The following is a 17270-nucleotide window of genomic DNA, read 5'->3' as shown; positions in this document are numbered from 1 at the left end:
AAAGCCGGCCATAGCGGCCGGCTATTTTTTTGAGAAGTTGGAGCTACTTGTTCCATTCCGCCCGTTGCAGCCGCAGAGCATTCGTCACCACCGATACGGAGCTGAGCGCCATCGCCGTTCCCGCGATCCAGGGAGCCAGCCACCCCATAAATGCGAGCGGAATGGCGAGAACATTATACAAGAGCGCAAAGGTCAAGTTCTGCTTGATGTTGCGCATCGTTCTTCGGCTGATGGCAATCGCATCTGCCACTCCCCCGAGATCGCTATGGAGCAAATTCACGTCGGCCGCTTCCTTCGCAATCTCCGCTCCCGTACCGACCGCCATGCCAATATCGGCTGCAGCCAATGCCGGGGCGTCATTGATGCCATCCCCCACCATGCAGACCCGCTTACCGGATCGTTGAAGCTTACGGATGAGGAGCACCTTCTCTTCCGGGCGCATATTGGCGTGAACTTCAGTGATCCCAGCCTTGGCAGCGATCGTGGAGGCCGTAATACGTTGATCGCCCGTGACCAGAATGACATCAAGACGTAACTTCCTCAAACGGCGAATGGCGCGAGGTGTGGTCGGTCTTATGGTGTCGGCGACAGCGACCAGACCCGCATAGTGTCCGTCGCAAGCCGCGTGCAGCACCGTTTTCCCTTGAGCTTCGAGCATTTCGCAGGTTCTCAGCCAAGCGTCCATTTGGATGCCGTTTTCTCTCAAGAATCTTTTGGAGCCAACTAAAATCCGAGATTGATCCACTAGAGCGGTTACCCCATAACCGGCGATCGCCTGGAACGATTCCGCCCCAGGGATATGCAGCTTTCTTCGCTCAGCTTCTGCGACGATCGCTTTGGCGAACGGGTGCTCGGAGGGCGTCTCGACGGCTGCCATATACCGGAGCAGCTTATTCGGGCGGCCTACATCGACGGCAACAACATCCGTTACACGCGGAACACCCGTCGTTACCGTCCCCGTCTTGTCCAGCAACACGACTTGGACGTCGCGCAGCAGCTCCACAAGACGACCGTCCTTGAACAGAATCCCGGCTTCCAGCGCGCGACCTGTACCTGTCAGGATCGAAGTCGGCGTAGCAAGTCCGAGCGCGCAAGGGCATGCAATGACGAGAACGGCCATCGCCTTGAACAACGCTCCCTCCCAGTTCCCTGGAGTGAAAACGAAAGACCATAAACACAAAGTGACTAAAGCCAGGATCAAGATGATAGGAACAAAAACCGCAGCGATCCGATCGACGGCCTGACCGATCTCAACTTTGGACGCTTGAGCGTTCTCCATCAGGCTGATCATCTTACCTAGAGCCGAGTCATTCCCGACGGCTGTCGCACGCATGAGTATCCGGGATTCCAAGTTATTGGAACCACCGATCAAACGTTGATGGACACGCTTCTCCGCCGGGATCGACTCTCCTGTGACGAAGGATTCGTCCACGAAAGAATGCCCTTCCACGACAATGCCGTCGACGGGGACCGGCTGTCCAGACTGAACGATCAACAGATCGCCGGGCACAACATGTTGCGTGGGGATTGTGACTCTACTGTCTCCCTTCACAAGTGTTGCCGTTTCGGGACTAAGCCGGCGCAGCTGATGAATCGCTTTTAGTGCTCTCCGTTTGGCAGAAGCCTCCAGCCATTTCCCCAGCAGGACCGCTGTGATGATCATGGCGCTAGTCTCGAAATAGACCGCGTGCGGATTGTTCTCTCCCATTCGAAGCATGTGGATGGTCATATAGTGGCTATAGAAGTAGGCACTCGTCGTGCTGATCGCCACTAGAACATCCATATTGGCCGTCTTATTCCGTATGGCGTGGAACGCCCGGAAATAAAAGGTTCGACCGATCACGAATTGGATTGGCGTAGCCAGCACCCATTGAAACCATGGCTGCAAAAACAGCTCGGGTATCCATATGCCCGAAGTGAATGTGAAATGCCGAACCATGGCCCACATTAGCGGAAGAGTCAACAGAAGGGAAACCGTCAACTGAAGCTCCAATGAGCGTGTCCCCTTCGACGAAGGCTGCGCATCATCCAACAGCGTCGCCTTATAGCCCAAGCGCTCGATACGTTCGATCACTCGGCCCTCAAGTCCGCCGTCGGACTCCGTGACCAGGACGGCTTGGCCTAGAGCCAGATTGACAGATACCTCCCTCACTCCCTCCAATTTGCCCACGACTTTCTCTATACGTGCCGAACAGGCTGCACAAGTCATCCCGCCTATCTTAAGTTGAATCCGATGCGCGGATTGAGAAAACACGATGATCTCCTCCCTAACAACTCCCATCATCTCTTTGCAACTATATGGGAAGTTGTCCGGGAACATGCCTCGATCAGACGGATTGTACGGTGGTATTTGCCTTCAAGGTTGCCGAATTAACATCAGTCCTTTTTGTCGTATTCGAATGAAATCTTAACGGGTTCGGACATTCCCTCCATAGAGAGATAGGCGTCGCATGACCCTTTTAAATCGCCGGTCAGCTTAACCGTGAATTCAAAACTTCCCGTTTCCGTGGTTGTCGTCTGGCCGTCATAACGAACTTTCCCTTTTGAGTCGAGCACTTTCAAATTTACCTCGGACTGGCTGCCGTCCATTACGAGACCGTCGATCGTCAATGTCTTAGCATCTGCATCCACCACGGCTCTTGCGCCGTCGATCGGCGTTACGGTACCGCCTCCCGCGAGGTCGTATACGCCGAACTCGTAGAAGGAATAGCCGTAATCTGAATTTCTCTCCACGCCGTGGAATTTGACGTATCTGGCTTTTACGGGACTAAACCGAACCGTTTCTTTTCCGTCATGGGCAGTAATGATTCCGTTATTGTCTTGGATCACACTGGTCCAGTTCATCTTGTCGTCGGAGACAAGGAGTTTGTACGTTCTGGCTCGAGCGAATTCCCAGTCGATTCTCACCGTATCGAATTCCTTGGTTTCGCCAAGATCGACCTGGAACCAGCTGTCATTGACGTAATTGCTCGACCATCTTGTCGAAGAGAACCCGTCCACTGCATTTTCCGGTGCCAACTTCGAGCTCGAACCCTCAACGGAAGACGCAGTTGCCGCTTTGCCTTCCGCCAGGTTACCGACGAGGTGATAAACCTCTTCTTTCAGTGCGACAAATGCCGTATCCGAAAGGATATGGTCCGCAGCCAATTGATCCAGCTGTGCATTGAAGCCTTGCAGGTACTTGTCAAACTGGGACGCATCCGTTCCTTCAAAACGCTTCATAAGTTCCACATAATTGTTCAGCGAATGAGGGGCTTCCACCGTTGTGAACTGCTTTTGTTCGGCGAAACGATTCACGTGAGCGTTCAGGGTATCGGGGGTCGATGCCGCTGTGATGATGTAAGTTGTCGTCTTGGATTTGGCAGCGGCAACGGTGACGACCAGTTGATGCTTGCCCGGTTTTCCGGTCAGATCTATCGGCGTTCCCGAGATGTAAGATTTGCCGTCGAACATAGCCGTTACCTTCGTCAATCCGCTTCCGTCGTCGTCTTTGACTTTCCATGTAAATTGGATGGTTTCTGTATCCGGTACGACAGCATCGTTAGGTAACGTTAGTCCGTTGAGGAATACGTCTGCCTCCGGCGGCGGGGTATTGTGGATGACGTACGTTCCGTTCAAATATTGGTACAGCCAGTCATACATCAAACGCAAACTTGGATCCTTGCTTACCCCTAAGTTGTAAACCGCATTATTGCCTTGGTAATAGGCCCTAAAGCCTTTTTGCATCAATCCGGTTTCGACGCCGCTGTTCAGGTACTCGATATAACGCTCGCGGAATACGCCGTCCGTGAGCATCCGGTCGTCAAACTCGACTTCGTTCGACATCCCGTACTGTTTGGCCAGGTTAGCGGCATCTTCCAAGCGGTCGGGATCCATTCCGCCGAAGAAGTAGTTAGGCTGAAGTGCCGCGGCGTCAAACCCTACGTCTTTCCACATATAGCTTTTGTATGCTAAAGAGTGTGGAATCCAGAAAAATTTCAGGTTCCTGTCATGGACTTTGCCGCTTACGGCTTTTACCAATTCCGGTCCCGTATCGCTTGTGCTGATTTGTTCTTCCAGCCAGTACATACCGACCAGCTCCAGATTGGAATAATTGGCCGCCTGCCATTTTTGCCTGACCTGATCCAGCCACCACTGCACCGCTTTTTCTCTATTTTCAAGCGCCTTCTCAGTGCCCACGACGGAGGCGTTGAAGCTTTCCGAGACTCCGTCCCCGTCAACGTCGCCAAACTCGTTTAAGGATTCCCCTGGATTCGGAATCATTAATACAACCTTGACTTTATGATCCGGCTGGTTCAACTTGACTCCGACTTCCTGGGTAGCCTCATTCAGCTGCTGCATATCTCCCTTGGCTGCAAAGGTTTTGCCCAAATACCATTTCCAGTCGTCCAGGTTCGTTTGCCCCAGACCGAAATCACGACCGGCCGGAGAAGCCAGCCCCAGGTATAATACACCGTCAAAAAGCCAATCGGTAGGCTCGCCATCCTTATTCACGTAACTGATGTTAGGGATGATCCGTTCCTTCTTCCAATCCCCCAAGCCATTCGCATACTGTCCGTTGTACAGCAGATTCAGATTCCGGATGCCGCCTGTAGCTTCCCCCGGCTCCAGAAAATAAGGCTGCTCGGCAGGAACCTTTACAGCCCCGTCGACCTTGCCGTCCGTCCCCCCAATTTCAATTTCGTCAATATATTCCCACTGAGAAGGATGCATCGTAAAGGTTACTTTCACATAACGGGCATATGCCAGCTTGCCGCCCGTATTCGCGCCTTTGATTCCGTCCCGGCTGCCGTCCCATTCAAAGGTCTCCTGTCTCGGCGGCCCTTCCCCCCAGAGCAGCTGCGTGGCGTTGTGGGACAGCAGTCCCCAATTCTCCTTATCGTCGGAGACATACATCGATACCGTTAGCGGCACAAGGATCGAGTTGGCAGGATAATCCTGGAGGAAATGAGCTGTAATCTTCCCGATCGACTTCTCCTCACCCAGATCGAACACGACTTCGCGCGTTTTTCCGCGTAAATGTCCCACCCAGGCCGGGTCGTTCATATTCAATGTGCCGTATTTTCCATCCGTCAGCTTGTGCCCGTCATCGGGATGCGAGGCTTCCGGCGCTTCGGACCATTCATAGGAGAGGCCTGCCGCGAGATTGCGGAATATCGTCTGCTCAGCGGCCGGATTTCCGGGAACAATTCCTTTCGTCTGGTCTGCAACTCCCGCCTGCGCGATACTGATGGCCGGAACTGGCGATTTCGCCTGCACAGCAGAAACCGGTGCCATCAGCAATCCTGCTGCGATCAGGACGGATCCCCATTTTTGATTCAAATTCATCTAAGTCAGCTCCTTTGTTAGGCTCGAGTATGGAAATCCCTGAAACTAAAATCTATTACTTGTTCCGGGTGAACGCTCGACATGATCCCCCCTTTCGTCCAAAGCAAAACAGTTAGCGCTTTCAAAAAATATTTGCTAGTTTGCGGCATTTTCGGGCCCGTGCTTCCGCATGGATTCATGATAATGGGGAATTTCAGAGGAAGGCAATCAACATTATTTGATGAGCTGCGCAATATTTTCGGAATCTGTATTGACATATTTGTGCGTGGAAAATAGTTCGGCAGAAAAAATTGTGTATCTGTGAGAGCAATCGCGATCCCGGATCATAAAAACAAAAAAAGCCGCGTAAACGCGACTTCTCCATGATGCAAGCAGGATTAATTCCCTGTGCTCTCGTACCTTCGCAGCCCTCTCCTAAAGATCCAATAGGCTAAGCATGCGGTATATAAAGCAACGACTAGGGATAACAAACCATACGCTCCCCAAGGTTCCTTCCCATACAAATAAGCAGCAGGATAAAAACTAATAAACGCGTATGGCACGACAATCGTGATTAGAGCTTGAACACCTAAGTTGTAGATCGTAACTGGAAATCGTGAAAATTCGCTTAGCGTGTGCACGGTGTGAGCGAAGGAAGTATTCGTGCTGCCGGTCCAGAAGGTTTGAGAACAAGCCGCAAGGAGAATGGATACACGAATTACGACTGCCGACAAAGTTAGCAAAATGAACATGGCTATTTTGAAGATTGTCCACTCCAGTTGCAGATGGTGGATGGCCTGAACGACGATTAAGATCCCTATCAAGATGGAGCCTGTTCCTCCAAGTCCCAAAGTCGATGTAAATACTTGCAAGAGCGGGGAGACAGGTCTAACCAAAATGCGATCCATCTCTCCCTTATTCACCAATCCGCCTATGACCCATACACCGTTAAAGAAAAAGCCGGAAATCCCCTCATTCAAAATCACGATTCCGTAGATGAATGCAACCTCCCAGTAAGTCCATCCATGAATATGAGGTATTTTCTGAAACATCACAGATAAAAAAATAATCCCTAGCACTTGTTTGATCATCGTTGCAATCAGGGTAATAATAAAATCGGTCTGATAAGACATAACGGCTTTGATCTGTTGGCTCATTAATCGATAGTAAATGAATACTGACCTACTTGGTCTCATGGCTGTCCCCCGTTTATCCTCCGTTAATCGTTACTTGCTTCACCGCCCAGTTCCACATCCATTTGCCGCAGTACCAGAGCACCGCGATCCATATTATTTGGAGTCCGATCTGCTCCATCGCTTCAAGCGCTTCCAATTTTCCAAGGTACACAGAAGCCGGGATGTAAACGATCCCCTGAAACGGCAATAGCTTCGCTGTCATTTCCAGCCAATTCGGAAAAAATGCCAGTGGGATTAATGCCCCTGAGAAAAAGTTCGTGATGGCGGCCCGCATCCATGCAATACCCATCCCATTAGTCGTCCAGAAGCAGAGTAAGCTAGCCAAATAAATCAGATTAAATTTGATCCAGATAGAAGCGATTAAACTGATTACGAAAAGAATCATCATATCCCATGATTTGGGTTGCGGCATTCCCTTCGTAAGCAACAGAACTAGAATAATGAGAATTGCCGCCATGCAGCCCTCCATCAAACTCGAGCCTACTGTTTCCGATGCGCGGGCTTTCTGAAAATCGAGGGGCTTCAGTAAATCAATCGCCACTTCGCCGCTTATTATTTTCCTGGAAATCCTGGTTTCCGAATACCATGAGATGATGGAGTTGGTTAAGAAAGTAACGAATATGTAGGCTTTCATTTGGTCCCAGGAATAACCCGACAATTGATCCTGATTCTCAAAGACTGCCTTCCACAAATAAAACGTAGCCATAACGAAAATAAGACTTCCTAACAAACTGATAAAGTAGGTAGATCGGTAGGCGATCACATTCTGCATCGTGATTTTCGCTAATGTAATATACTTCCGCTTAACCACGGCTAAGCCCCCTTGTATGCTTCATTCCTTATTGTGAGCTCACCGTCATACACTTTACGGATAATCCGGTCGATTTTCGGTTCGTCCATGTGGAAATCCGTTATGCTTCCGTGATTCATCATGATACCGATGATTTCGCTGGCCGATATCCGAAACCGATCGAACCGGACGGAAAACTCTTTTCCCTTTTCATTCTCAAGTACAACTCCCTCTAGTTGGGAAAGGAGCGATGAAAGTCCGGGTATTGCGTGATCCAGCTGCACATGCATCGTTCTTTCTCTTGCGAACATATCTTTCACTGCTTGCAGCTCTCCGTCGTAAATGACTTTTCCATGATCGATAATGACCAGCCGCTTGCAGATTTCCTCTATATCCTCCAAATCATGAGTGGTCAGCATAATAGTAGTGCCTTGTTCCCTATTCATTTCTTTAATAAACCGGCGAATCCGTTCCTTAACCGCAACATCGAGTCCTATTGTAGGTTCATCCAAATAAACAATACTTGGGTTATGCAGTAACGCAGCGGCCAAATCAGCTCTCATTCTTTGGCCAAGCGAGATTTTGCGAGCTGGCAAATGCATGAAATCGTTCAAGCCTAGCAATTCGACGAATCGTTCCATGTTTGTTTTGTAGACGTTATTCGGAATTTCATAAATATCTTTAAGGAGGTTGAACGACTCTAGAATCGGCAGGTCCCACCAGAGCTGCGTACGTTGACCGAAAACGACTCCTATCTTCTTAGCATTGTCCATTCTATTCTTGTTGGGTACGATCCCGTCTACCAGGACTTTGCCCGAAGTCGGGACCAGAATACCGGTAAGCATCTTAATAGTGGTCGATTTACCGGCTCCATTAGGTCCTACATATGCAACGGTTTCCCCTTCTTGGATGGTGAGGTTTATCCCGTTCACAGCCGTTTTCTCCTGATATTTTTGTTGAATTAAGTGCTTGATCGCCCCTTTCAATCCAGGCTCTTTTATTGCAACCTTGAACGTTTTAGTTAACTCTTCTACTACAATTTGGTTCATCGTTTAACCTCGCTTCTCTTGTTTGGATTTGGTTTCGAATCGGACTCAAGTACATAGCCGCTTCCGCGGACCGCGTTCAGCACGAACGTATTCGCCCCAAACTTTTTGCGGATCCGGTACATAAGCGCATTCAATTCATCCATATGGACGTCGGGCTGGCCTCCCTGATTGGTCACCCGTTCCGGCCATACAGCATGCTTGATCTCCGGAATCGGGACCAACCGGTTGGCGTGATCGAATAGCAGCTTTAACAACAAATATTCCTTCTCCGACATTCCAATGCGCCTACCGTCCACTATACATTCCCTCTTTTCCCAATCCATCGTGAGCGGAAGCTTGGCCGCCTCCACTTGCTGCGTGATTGTGATTGGCTCCAATTCCAATGTTTGTTCCGCAAATAGGTACGAGAAATGAATGACGGTCATTCCTTTCGCCAGCTTGATGATATCCATAGACTGGAGCAGATATGGCTTGTGCGGAACGACCGGGATGCCGTTGATTTCGGTGCCATGCCGGCTTCCGAGATCGTATAAGACAGCCTTCCCGTCTTCTTTACGGATGACGAAATGTTTGCGAGAGATAAAAGCGTTCGTGAACGCCACATCCGGAGAATCACCGGCTGCCGACCGGCCCACGCACGTTTCCGTTGAAAACAGGTTCAAGCAAGTACCGGAGCGGAAAGGCTCTCCCCGAATGACATATAGGCAAGCGAAAGTATCCAATTAAGTTCCCTCCGATTTCTGTATTTCTCCATCATAGCTCTCTTTTCCTCATATTGGAATATTCCGAGTCTGATAACTAGGTTATAAAATGGTGATAATGTAGTACGCCCAACAAAGCCGGAGATTGATATGAATGTATCCATAATCGCCGCAGCAAACGAAGTTAAAACAAAAAATCCGCGATATACGCGGATCCGTAACGATACATGTTTCTCCCGAAATTCATCTCCGAACAATCAAAATTTCCTTTAATTTCGATGGTACAAAATCCAATTGAACCGCCGTTTACGCATCTTGTCGGTCCCGCGCGATCTGCAGTTAGATCGTTGGCATAACGTTTCCGCCGGTTACCGGAATATAGGCCCCTGTAATATAACTAGCCAGATCGGACGCCAGGAAGGCCACCACATTCGCGATTTCCTGATCCGTTCCTCTCCGCCGCAATGGAACACCCTTCTCGTACGATTCGTTCCGCTCGGTATTATTTTCCCGATCCCGATCGCTTATCGTCCAGCCAGGCGCAACCTGATTCACCGTAATTTGGTGCTCGCCCACTTCTTTCGCCAAAATCCGGTATACCCCGTCCATCCCCCGTTTACCCGCCACATACGCGGATTGCTTCGGAAGGTTTTGCATGGAGCACTCCGTGTTGATACCGATCATCCGGCCGAACTTGTTTTCAATCATCTGCGGGACGAATGCCTTCGCCAAATACACGCTTTGCATGACGCACGATTCGAACTGACTCAGATAGTCCTCCGGAGACTGGTTTAATATGGTCGTCCATGGATATTGAACAACGGCGTTCGCCACCACAATATCTACAGGACCTAATGCGTTCAAAACGGAATCTTTTAGCTGGTTTACGGAAGCGCAATCCGTGACATCGGCTCGAACCGCTATCGCCTTTCTGTCCAATGATTCAATCTCCTGCTGGAGCTGTGCGGCTCTTTCTTCATTGTGATGATAATGAATCACGACATTCGCTCCGCAATTCGCCAGCGTGCGAGCCATGACCCTCCCCAACTGGCCTGTGGCTCCCGTAACAAGGGCGGTTTTACCGGTTAAGTCGATTAGCATACGTAAAACTCTCCTCTCGAGCTTGAATCATGTATATTTCTTTAATAACAAGGAATGCAGGTTTTCCTTTACTTGTGGCCATTCATCGTCAACGATACCGTAAAAGATGTTGTCATGAATCGAGCCATCCTGCTTTACTCTGTGCTTGCGGAAAACTCCTTCCTTCCTGGCGCCTATTCGTTCCACGGCCCGCTGCGACCGGACATTTTGTCCGCTGACTGAAAACTGCACGCGAATCAACTTAAGCTCTTCAAAGCAATGCCGGAGCAGTAAATATTTGCATTCCGTATTGGCGCCGGTTCCCCAATACGGGGGAGACAGCCAAGTCCAGCCGATTTCAACATTCCTGTTGTTCAGGTCGATATCACCAATTCGGGTAGTCCCCATTATGGCTCCAGTCGTTTGATCGATAATCGTAAATGGGAGTTGCGATCCATTATTTTTATTCTCCATGGCAGTCGTCAACACTTGATCTAATTCTTCAGCTGTATGGATCGTTCTCCAGGTGAATTCCCATACTTCGGGGGATAACAAGATCCGGGATAATTCCGTCTTGTGGCTATTCTCCATAGGAACAAGTCGAACCGTTTCCCCAACGAGCACGACATTCGGATTTATTTGCACAGAGGACAACAACTCCTTCGCTAAGCTATATGTAGCATTATGGTTCTACAATCCCTAAACTGTCAATCGATCGTTATGAATACTCTTGCCTTCTGATTTGATCTTTTTCGGCGAAAAAATGACTTTCTGCGGCTCCAATTGGGTTAAGCCCATGGTACAATATGAACAAAATTACCCAACGAGGGAAGCGGGAGAAGGTGTCGAACCTGGATAAGGAGAAAAAGGCTCACGAGAAAGAGGTTAAGATATTTGAGACTGCCGAGATCATTACGACGCATGTGTACAAAGTCAGTCCGGTGCAAAAAGAGAAGCTCGTTCGTCTGGCCGAGGAGAGGCTCGAAAAGGCACGCGAAGAGGCAATACCGAAGATCCGTCAACGATACGAGCAGAGGGTAAAGCTCCAGCAAGAGCGCCGGCAGCCCCAGCAGCCCAAGAACCACGGTAAAAGCAGTCCTCCCCAACAAAGTAATAACGAAGATGGACGATGATTAATCCAATCTTTTGATGAGAGCAGATTCTACTAGAAACACAGCACAAAACCCTCCTCGTGGAGGGTTTTGTCCTTATCTTATATTCACTTTTAGGGCTGCCAGACTTCCCACATGTTCCCATCCAGATCATAAAACTGAAAATTAGGACCGCATTCTCGTCCTTCCGGAATATCGCTCGCAATGCGCACCCCGTTTTCCTTAAACCGCTCGAACAGCTCCTGAATGCGAGGAGTAATGAAACAGCCGACGGGGACGCGATCACCATTATTGTTGGTAAATCCCAATCGGCCGCCTTCTACGTTTGATTGGATCAGAAACATCGCGGGTACCGTAGTTCTTAGACCCGCACCAGGCAGCTTATCTTCCTGATCAGGAAAACGCAAAATCGCAATTCCGTCCCCTTGCTCGACGGGTTTGAATCTGGACGGTTGTCTACAGCCTAAATTGTTTCGATACCATTGAACCGATTCATAGACATCCTGCACAGGAACGTAGATACATGTAATTCCAGTAATGTCCTCTAACTTCGGTTCTACTTCCGCTTGATTTTGGCTCAACAAAGATCGCCTCCACTTGAATATATTACCAGCTACTTCTAGAATACCGTACATTTGTTCCCTTGTAAACGATTTCTTTTTCAAGCATCACTTCCGGCAAAGTTCTGACAGTCCATGGTATTTTCGCCATGACTTTCTTGTATTCTCTCGATTATCTCCCTAACACAATGCTCTATATCCTTATTTGAGCAATCAATCATAATATCACTATACTTTTTGTATAGAGGTAATCTTTCCTCGTAAACATCCTTAAGACTATTTCCTTTCTTAATCACGATGCCTCTGGTAGTTATGTTTGTTAGTCTCTTATTAATTTCCTCGTATGGGACATGTAAATAAATAATCTGTCCACCATTCTTAAGGATATTCATAGCTCTTTCTGAATAAATAACACTTCCGCCTGTAGATATAATACAATTTTTTAATTTTAGGTCAGACACAATATTCTCTTCGACTTCCATGAATTTATCGATACCACCACGATCAATTATTTCTTGTAACAGCCTACCTTCTTGTTGTTGGATCATAATATCGGTATCGACGTAATCCATTCCTAACGCTTTGGCAAGCAACACGCCTAAAGTGCTTTTTCCGGCTCCAGACATACCTACTAGAACTATATTCATACATTTCCTCACTAGTAACTATGATTGTGATTCCCCACATTTTGTAGCTCTTCTTCAATGGATGATTAGGTTTGCAATGTTCAAACGTTCCCATGAAAAGAATAACTTATCACGTGTTTATTTTCAGTATTAATCACCAGCGGAACTGATAACTTAGCAAAATTTCGTTTGCAGTTGCAACATCAATCCACTTAACTTCCACTATCTCGTCGTCTAGGTCAGAACAATCAACAGGTCCATCAATGTTTCCCTGGCTCCACCGCTCCACCAGGTAAACTCCAGTCGGAGGAATCCCCTCTCAGATTTCTTACCATCAAAACCTTTTGAAAGGTATCATCAAAAATTAATGCACTTGCCACATCGACTCTTCTCAACTAAGTGCCCCTCTCATTTTTTTGCTAGTTTTTGCTCTTGCACCATGACACACAATCATCCCCGTAGGTAAAGTATACCATCCTTTAACTCTGCCAATATATGTGTAATACTGCTCTAGTTTCGAATTAACCCCCCTAATCCTCCATAAAAAAATTCAAATATGCGTTGACAGGAATATTCCTTATGAGGTATATTTTACTCATGCAGTTGATATGCGCGCATCTGCACTCAATAATACAGATGAGGTGACCAAAGATGGCTTATAAACCGAACCAAACGTATGTAAACTTGCCGGTGAAAAATATTAACCGGACGAAGGATTTTTTCAGCAGCATTGGCTTTGAATTCAACCCGCAGTTTTCCGATGATAACTCGGCCTGTATGGTGATCAACGACAATACGTTCGTGATGCTGCTCTCAGAGTCGTATTTCCGAACGTTTATCAACAAGCCGGTCGCCGATGTCGCCAGCGCCGCTGGAGGGATTATTGCACTCTCCGCCGACAGCAGGGAGCATGTGGACGAGCTCGCGGACAAGGCATTGTCCGCTGGAGGCAAGCAGTCCAAAGAACCGGCAGACCATGGCTTCATGTACGTGAGAAGTTTCGAGGACCTGGACGGGCACCTGTGGGAAATTGCCTTTATGGACATGAGCGCTATGCCTCAGGAGTAAGAATCGTACCCACGAACAATATGGATAAAAAGCTAAGTGACTATTCACTTAGCTTTTTTATGTCGGCGGCAGCAGAACGAGTACAGAAAAGAAAAAAATCCGCGGTTTGCGCGGATCCCTCACTCAAAAACGGTCACAAAGCATTGCGTACGGACAAAATGTATTTGGCCTGATCGAGGGGATTGACGCCTTGGCGCTTGCGTTCGGCAGTCACCTCCGGCGGACATTCCCGGTAGCAGGCAAATGTCGTTGACAGGATGCCTCTCCCCTTCGTCATCGATCCCAGCCGAGCGGGAAAATCAAGCGACGTCGCTACCGGCAGCAGTCCCTCCAGTTCCAACCGCCCGTTGCGGAGAAGTGGCGAGTTGATCTCGCCGCGCATGATCACGAGCTCGTTCATGACCTTGCCGCCGAATTCCTCCGGTACGGACAAATGAAAATTCAGAATCGGCTCAAGCAGGTTCGTACCCGTATGCGCAAGACCGCTCATAATGCCCATTGGCGTCGCCACTACAAAATCGAGCGGATGCGTATGCCACACATGGTGTTCGCCCTCCACGAGCGTAACCTTCAAATCGGTGACCTCCCATCCTCGAAGGCCTTGCTGCAGCGCCTCGGGCACCCGCCGCGCGACCTCGTTTTGGTAGCTCTCGAGCAGACGCTCCAGCCGCGCTATAGAGCTGTACTGCAGCCCGCTCCCTCTTGCCCCAGGTTCAATATGGAACCGCAGAATGGCCCAGCACGGCTTCGGCATCGTATAAGCAACGTACCCTTCGCCGGCCTTGGCTGGAGTCTCCTTATAGATGACGGATGGACGATCGAAGGCGACGTCGAGCCCGAACCGGCTCTTCAGCACCGAAGTGAGCACCTCGATCTGAATGGTTCCCATCACCTTCAATTGCAGCTCCCGATCCACCTTCTGCCACTGTATATCCAACAGAGGGTCTTCGTCTGCCAATTCCTGAAACGCCGCCACCACCTTAAGATAATCAGCTTCATTCCGCCAGCGCACCTGGACTGTCAATAACGGTACGGCCAGCTTCCGCTCTCCGGGTACACCTGAAGACGAGCCGAAGATGTCGCCGATTCGCGCCCGGCTCATCCCGAAAACCGCTGCTATATCCCCGGCCTCCAGAAGTCCAACATCCTGCGACTTAAGAACATCGATTTTGCGGATCTGGGTAACCTTCTCCTGAATGTCTTGCGTAACGTTATGCACGAGATCCCGGTTGCGAAGCGTGCCGTTGTATAATCGTAAATACGCGATTCTGCCCATGTCCGGATCACGCTCGAGCTTAAAGACGATACCGGCCACCGGCGCCTCACAATCCTCCGTCGGGCCCGGCAGCCATCGCAAGATCCCGTCCATAAGCTCTGAGATGCCGATCCCGCGATTCGAGGCCCCGAAGAGTACCGGGAATAGCTCCGATCGGAGAATCCCTGCCTCTAGGTGCGGTAGTAACTCTGCCGTAGTGAGGGCGCCCTTCTCGATATAACGTTCCAATAGGTCTTCGGCACGTTCGGCGATCGTCTCGACAAGCAGCTGACGGTATAACTCAGTCTCCTTGGAGAGAGAGCCCATTTCTTCCCGGAGCAAATCCCTGCTTCCCGAGAAATCCTCTTCCACCCCAATCGGTGCCTGTATCGGTATGGCTCCGTTCGAAAGCAAGCGGCGGATGCTGTCAAACGTACGCATCGGATCCGCCCCTACTCGGTCGAGTTTATTGACATACACTATGGTCGGAATGCGGAGATCACGAAGCGCCTGCCAAATCAATTCCGTCTGGGCTTGTACGCCCTCAACCGCGGAAACGATCAACACCGCACCGTCCATCACTCTCAACGAACGTTCGACTTCCGACAGGAAATCTACATGTCCGGGCGTATCTACTAGATTGACCTGAACGCCGTTCCAGTCGAACCGAGTAACTGCAGCTCGTACCGAGATCCCACGTTCTCGTTCCACGTCCAACCAATCCGTCAGCGCTGTGCCGTCATCGACACTGCCGAGTGTGCGAATGCGTCCGCTCTCGTACAGGATGTGCTCGGTCGTTGTCGTTTTGCCCGCATCGACATGGGCGAAGATGCCTACGTTCCGAATCTGTTTCCGTTGTGCTTCGCGCATGATGACGCTTCCTTCCGGTCGGTAATAAGCCCATTGTATCACAGAAGTCGCCGGTGGGTTGGACGTTCCAGTTCCGTCTTAAACTAGAAGGGAAGCTCCACACCAAACTCAACCGCAGCTTTGGATAAGACAGCCCTATGATTCTCGTCGACAGGTATACCGGTAACGCCCCAGTCCGCCTCGCGTTCCGCTTCCAGGACTCCGGGCAAGCTCGCCTTCTCATACCCGGGCATCGGCTGCATTTCTCTAGTTAATCTCATGTACGTGTCCATCTCTTTCTTGAAAACGTCACGATCTATGAAGCATCCCGGATCCAGCGCTATGATCAAAGAACCCTGATTGGCGCCCGGATACCGGCGTTCGGCTCTCTCTTCTTCTGCCGGAACCCCAGCGAGAAACCCACCTAAGGCTTGACACATAAAACCGAGGCCCATGCTGCGAAATACTAGACCGGGAGCCAGCCGGAACAGCTCAGGCACATGCGGAGAGGATGCATACAAGTCATGCATCGTCCCGAAGTCCAGCACCATCGGAACCTCTTCTCCGCCGGGGATAGCGAAAGACATCGGCGAGCCTCCCGCAGCCTGCATGATGGAGTCTTCCGGTCGAAGAGCTAGTTGATGGCCGGATGTCACATATCCAATCAGGCCATATTCGGCCAATATACGGGAGTAGATTCCCGCTGCACCGATATGCCCGTGGTTGCGGGTAACCGCGGCCGCAATCCCGAATTGGCGGCACCGGTCGATCAGTTCCTCCGCAGCCCGGTAGGCGGCGAAATAGCCGAGGCCCCCGGCTCCGTCAATCGTAATCGTTGCGGACGACTCATTTGCCATCCTTATCTGAGGATCCGGGTTAATCATTCCGTCTCGCATGATGCGGGCATAGGTAGCGATTTGTCTGGACCCATGACTGAATACGCCACGAAGGTCATTTGTTACTAATAGACCGGCTAGAAAATCCGCTTTTTCTTCCGGCATGCCGGCTTTTTGTGCTAGTGTGCTCACCAAGCTCTTCATCTTGCCCTTATCGACTTTCACAAATTCTCGGCGATCTACATTCATGGATATATTCCTCCTGTCGTACGACTCGGTGATCTAAAGGTTTCCGTTTCTCATACTAAGCTCTAAAATTTCTAGCATAGAGAGATGTCCGAGAACATAATGATGGTACTTCTCTTCATTGGCTTTCCAACTCCCTACCGCTAACGCAAAGCCCAGCATTATTTCAAGCGTAAACCATAGGAGACACTTTTTTATAAAGGATTCCCATGAATATTGGGCCAGCTCCAGATCCGACAGCATAAAGATCTCGACAATGGTTACGATAAGCCAAAAATTAAATATGAGAAATCCGAGTAAGCTCCCCCTCGTGAGTATAAATTTAGCCTTTCCTTGTTTTCGAATAGCGGCCCAATTGAGGAGAAAGGATTTTTCCAGATCTCCCAGACCATTATTTCTCAACTTTCCCCACACCCTCTCCACCAGTCCCGTAGGCAGAACGCAATCCCGAGGAAGACCTTCAACAGGAGCACTTGACTGTTTTTATTATAAATTCAGTCGATATTGTAATGTAAGTAGTGAATTTATTATTGCTATAATTACCCCTATTGTATTTGATATATAATTTATAGTAACTACACTTAACGATAAAAAT

The 17270-nt window shown here is 49.5% G+C and carries 14 protein-coding genes; 2 read left to right on the top strand and 12 right to left on the bottom strand.

The genetic code is table 11. The features are described from left to right. Positions 1 to 43: 43 nt before the first annotated feature. From ACI5FR_RS07870 to ACI5FR_RS07835, 8 genes are all read right to left on the bottom strand, one after another. On the bottom strand, positions 44 to 2254 hold the full coding sequence (locus ACI5FR_RS07870) for a heavy metal translocating P-type ATPase (protein WP_405452655.1): 2211 nt from the start codon (positions 2252 to 2254) through the stop codon (positions 44 to 46). Positions 2255 to 2376: 122 nt separating this feature from the next. Next, the gene (locus tag ACI5FR_RS07865; protein WP_405452652.1) at positions 2377 to 5328 is read right to left on the bottom strand and encodes a DUF4855 domain-containing protein; all 2952 of its coding nucleotides are present in this window, start codon (positions 5326 to 5328) and stop codon (positions 2377 to 2379) included. 377 nt (positions 5329 to 5705) lie between these two features. Further along, positions 5706 to 6503: an ABC transporter permease gene (locus ACI5FR_RS07860; RefSeq protein WP_405452649.1), complete on the bottom strand. Its 798-nt coding sequence runs from the start codon at positions 6501 to 6503 to the stop codon at positions 5706 to 5708. Positions 6504 to 6516: 13 nt separating this feature from the next. Further along, complete coding sequence (locus ACI5FR_RS07855; protein ID WP_405452647.1) at positions 6517 to 7314, bottom strand: ABC transporter permease; 798 nt, start codon at positions 7312 to 7314, stop codon at positions 6517 to 6519. A 2-nt stretch (positions 7315 to 7316) separates the two neighbouring features. After that, positions 7317 to 8342 (bottom strand): ABC transporter ATP-binding protein, encoded by a 1026-nt coding sequence (locus ACI5FR_RS07850; protein ID WP_405452644.1) that lies wholly within the window; start codon positions 8340 to 8342, stop codon positions 7317 to 7319. Next, on the bottom strand, positions 8339 to 9064 hold the full coding sequence (locus ACI5FR_RS07845; protein ID WP_405452641.1) for an FHA domain-containing protein: 726 nt from the start codon (positions 9062 to 9064) through the stop codon (positions 8339 to 8341). Before ACI5FR_RS07845 ends, ACI5FR_RS07850 begins: the two co-directional genes overlap by 4 nt. A gap of 318 nt (positions 9065 to 9382) precedes the next feature. Further along, positions 9383 to 10144: an SDR family NAD(P)-dependent oxidoreductase gene (locus ACI5FR_RS07840; RefSeq protein WP_405452638.1), complete on the bottom strand. Its 762-nt coding sequence runs from the start codon at positions 10142 to 10144 to the stop codon at positions 9383 to 9385. Positions 10145 to 10171: 27 nt separating this feature from the next. Continuing rightward, on the bottom strand, positions 10172 to 10768 hold the full coding sequence (locus tag ACI5FR_RS07835; RefSeq protein WP_405452636.1) for a GNAT family N-acetyltransferase: 597 nt from the start codon (positions 10766 to 10768) through the stop codon (positions 10172 to 10174). A gap of 197 nt (positions 10769 to 10965) precedes the next feature. Between ACI5FR_RS07835 and ACI5FR_RS07830 the strand changes: the two genes are divergently transcribed. Beyond that, a complete protein-coding gene (locus tag ACI5FR_RS07830) occupies positions 10966 to 11256 on the top strand; it encodes a hypothetical protein (protein ID WP_405452633.1) in 291 nt (96 codons plus the stop codon). Positions 11257 to 11348: 92 nt separating this feature from the next. Here ACI5FR_RS07830 and ACI5FR_RS07825 read toward each other — a convergent pair whose 3' ends face one another. Together ACI5FR_RS07825 and ACI5FR_RS07820 are read right to left on the bottom strand one after the other, a co-directional pair. Beyond that, a complete protein-coding gene (locus tag ACI5FR_RS07825) occupies positions 11349 to 11816 on the bottom strand; it encodes a VOC family protein (protein ID WP_405452630.1) in 468 nt (155 codons plus the stop codon). 80 nt (positions 11817 to 11896) lie between these two features. Continuing rightward, positions 11897 to 12442, bottom strand: a complete 546-nt coding sequence (locus ACI5FR_RS07820) for a shikimate kinase (RefSeq protein WP_405452627.1) — start codon at positions 12440 to 12442, stop codon at positions 11897 to 11899. A gap of 630 nt (positions 12443 to 13072) precedes the next feature. On the opposite strand from ACI5FR_RS07820, the gene ACI5FR_RS07810 reads away from it, so the two are divergent. Beyond that, a complete protein-coding gene (locus ACI5FR_RS07810) occupies positions 13073 to 13489 on the top strand; it encodes a VOC family protein (protein WP_405452624.1) in 417 nt (138 codons plus the stop codon). A 133-nt stretch (positions 13490 to 13622) separates the two neighbouring features. Here the strand turns inward: ACI5FR_RS07810 and ACI5FR_RS07805 are convergent, their stop codons facing one another. Together ACI5FR_RS07805 and ACI5FR_RS07800 are read right to left on the bottom strand one after the other, a co-directional pair. Then, on the bottom strand, positions 13623 to 15614 hold the full coding sequence (locus ACI5FR_RS07805; RefSeq protein ID WP_405452621.1) for a GTP-binding protein: 1992 nt from the start codon (positions 15612 to 15614) through the stop codon (positions 13623 to 13625). A gap of 83 nt (positions 15615 to 15697) precedes the next feature. Then, positions 15698 to 16678: an Ldh family oxidoreductase gene (locus ACI5FR_RS07800; RefSeq protein ID WP_405452618.1), complete on the bottom strand. Its 981-nt coding sequence runs from the start codon at positions 16676 to 16678 to the stop codon at positions 15698 to 15700. Positions 16679 to 17270 lie beyond the last annotated feature (592 nt).

Source organism: Paenibacillus sp. HJGM_3 (genome assembly GCF_045062745.1).
Taxonomy (GTDB): Bacteria; Bacillota; Bacilli; order Paenibacillales; family NBRC-103111; genus Paenibacillus_AA.
Note: the sequence above shows the minus strand (reverse complement) of the source record. Positions and strands in the feature narration are given on the sequence as shown.

Coding starts and splice junctions, on each gene's coding strand:
- ACI5FR_RS07865 (WP_405452652.1), bottom strand. CDS start 5,328: ATGAATTTGAATCAAAAATGGGGATCCGTCCTGATCGCAGCAGGATTG.
- ACI5FR_RS07850 (WP_405452644.1), bottom strand. CDS start 8,342: ATGAACCAAATTGTAGTAGAAGAGTTAACTAAAACGTTCAAGGTTGCA.
- ACI5FR_RS07810 (WP_405452624.1), top strand. CDS start 13,073: ATGGCTTATAAACCGAACCAAACGTATGTAAACTTGCCGGTGAAAAAT.
- ACI5FR_RS07805 (WP_405452621.1), bottom strand. CDS start 15,614: ATGCGCGAAGCACAACGGAAACAGATTCGGAACGTAGGCATCTTCGCC.
- ACI5FR_RS07820 (WP_405452627.1), bottom strand. CDS start 12,442: ATGAATATAGTTCTAGTAGGTATGTCTGGAGCCGGAAAAAGCACTTTA.
- ACI5FR_RS07860 (WP_405452649.1), bottom strand. CDS start 6,503: ATGAGACCAAGTAGGTCAGTATTCATTTACTATCGATTAATGAGCCAA.
- ACI5FR_RS07840 (WP_405452638.1), bottom strand. CDS start 10,144: ATGCTAATCGACTTAACCGGTAAAACCGCCCTTGTTACGGGAGCCACA.
- ACI5FR_RS07800 (WP_405452618.1), bottom strand. CDS start 16,678: ATGAATGTAGATCGCCGAGAATTTGTGAAAGTCGATAAGGGCAAGATG.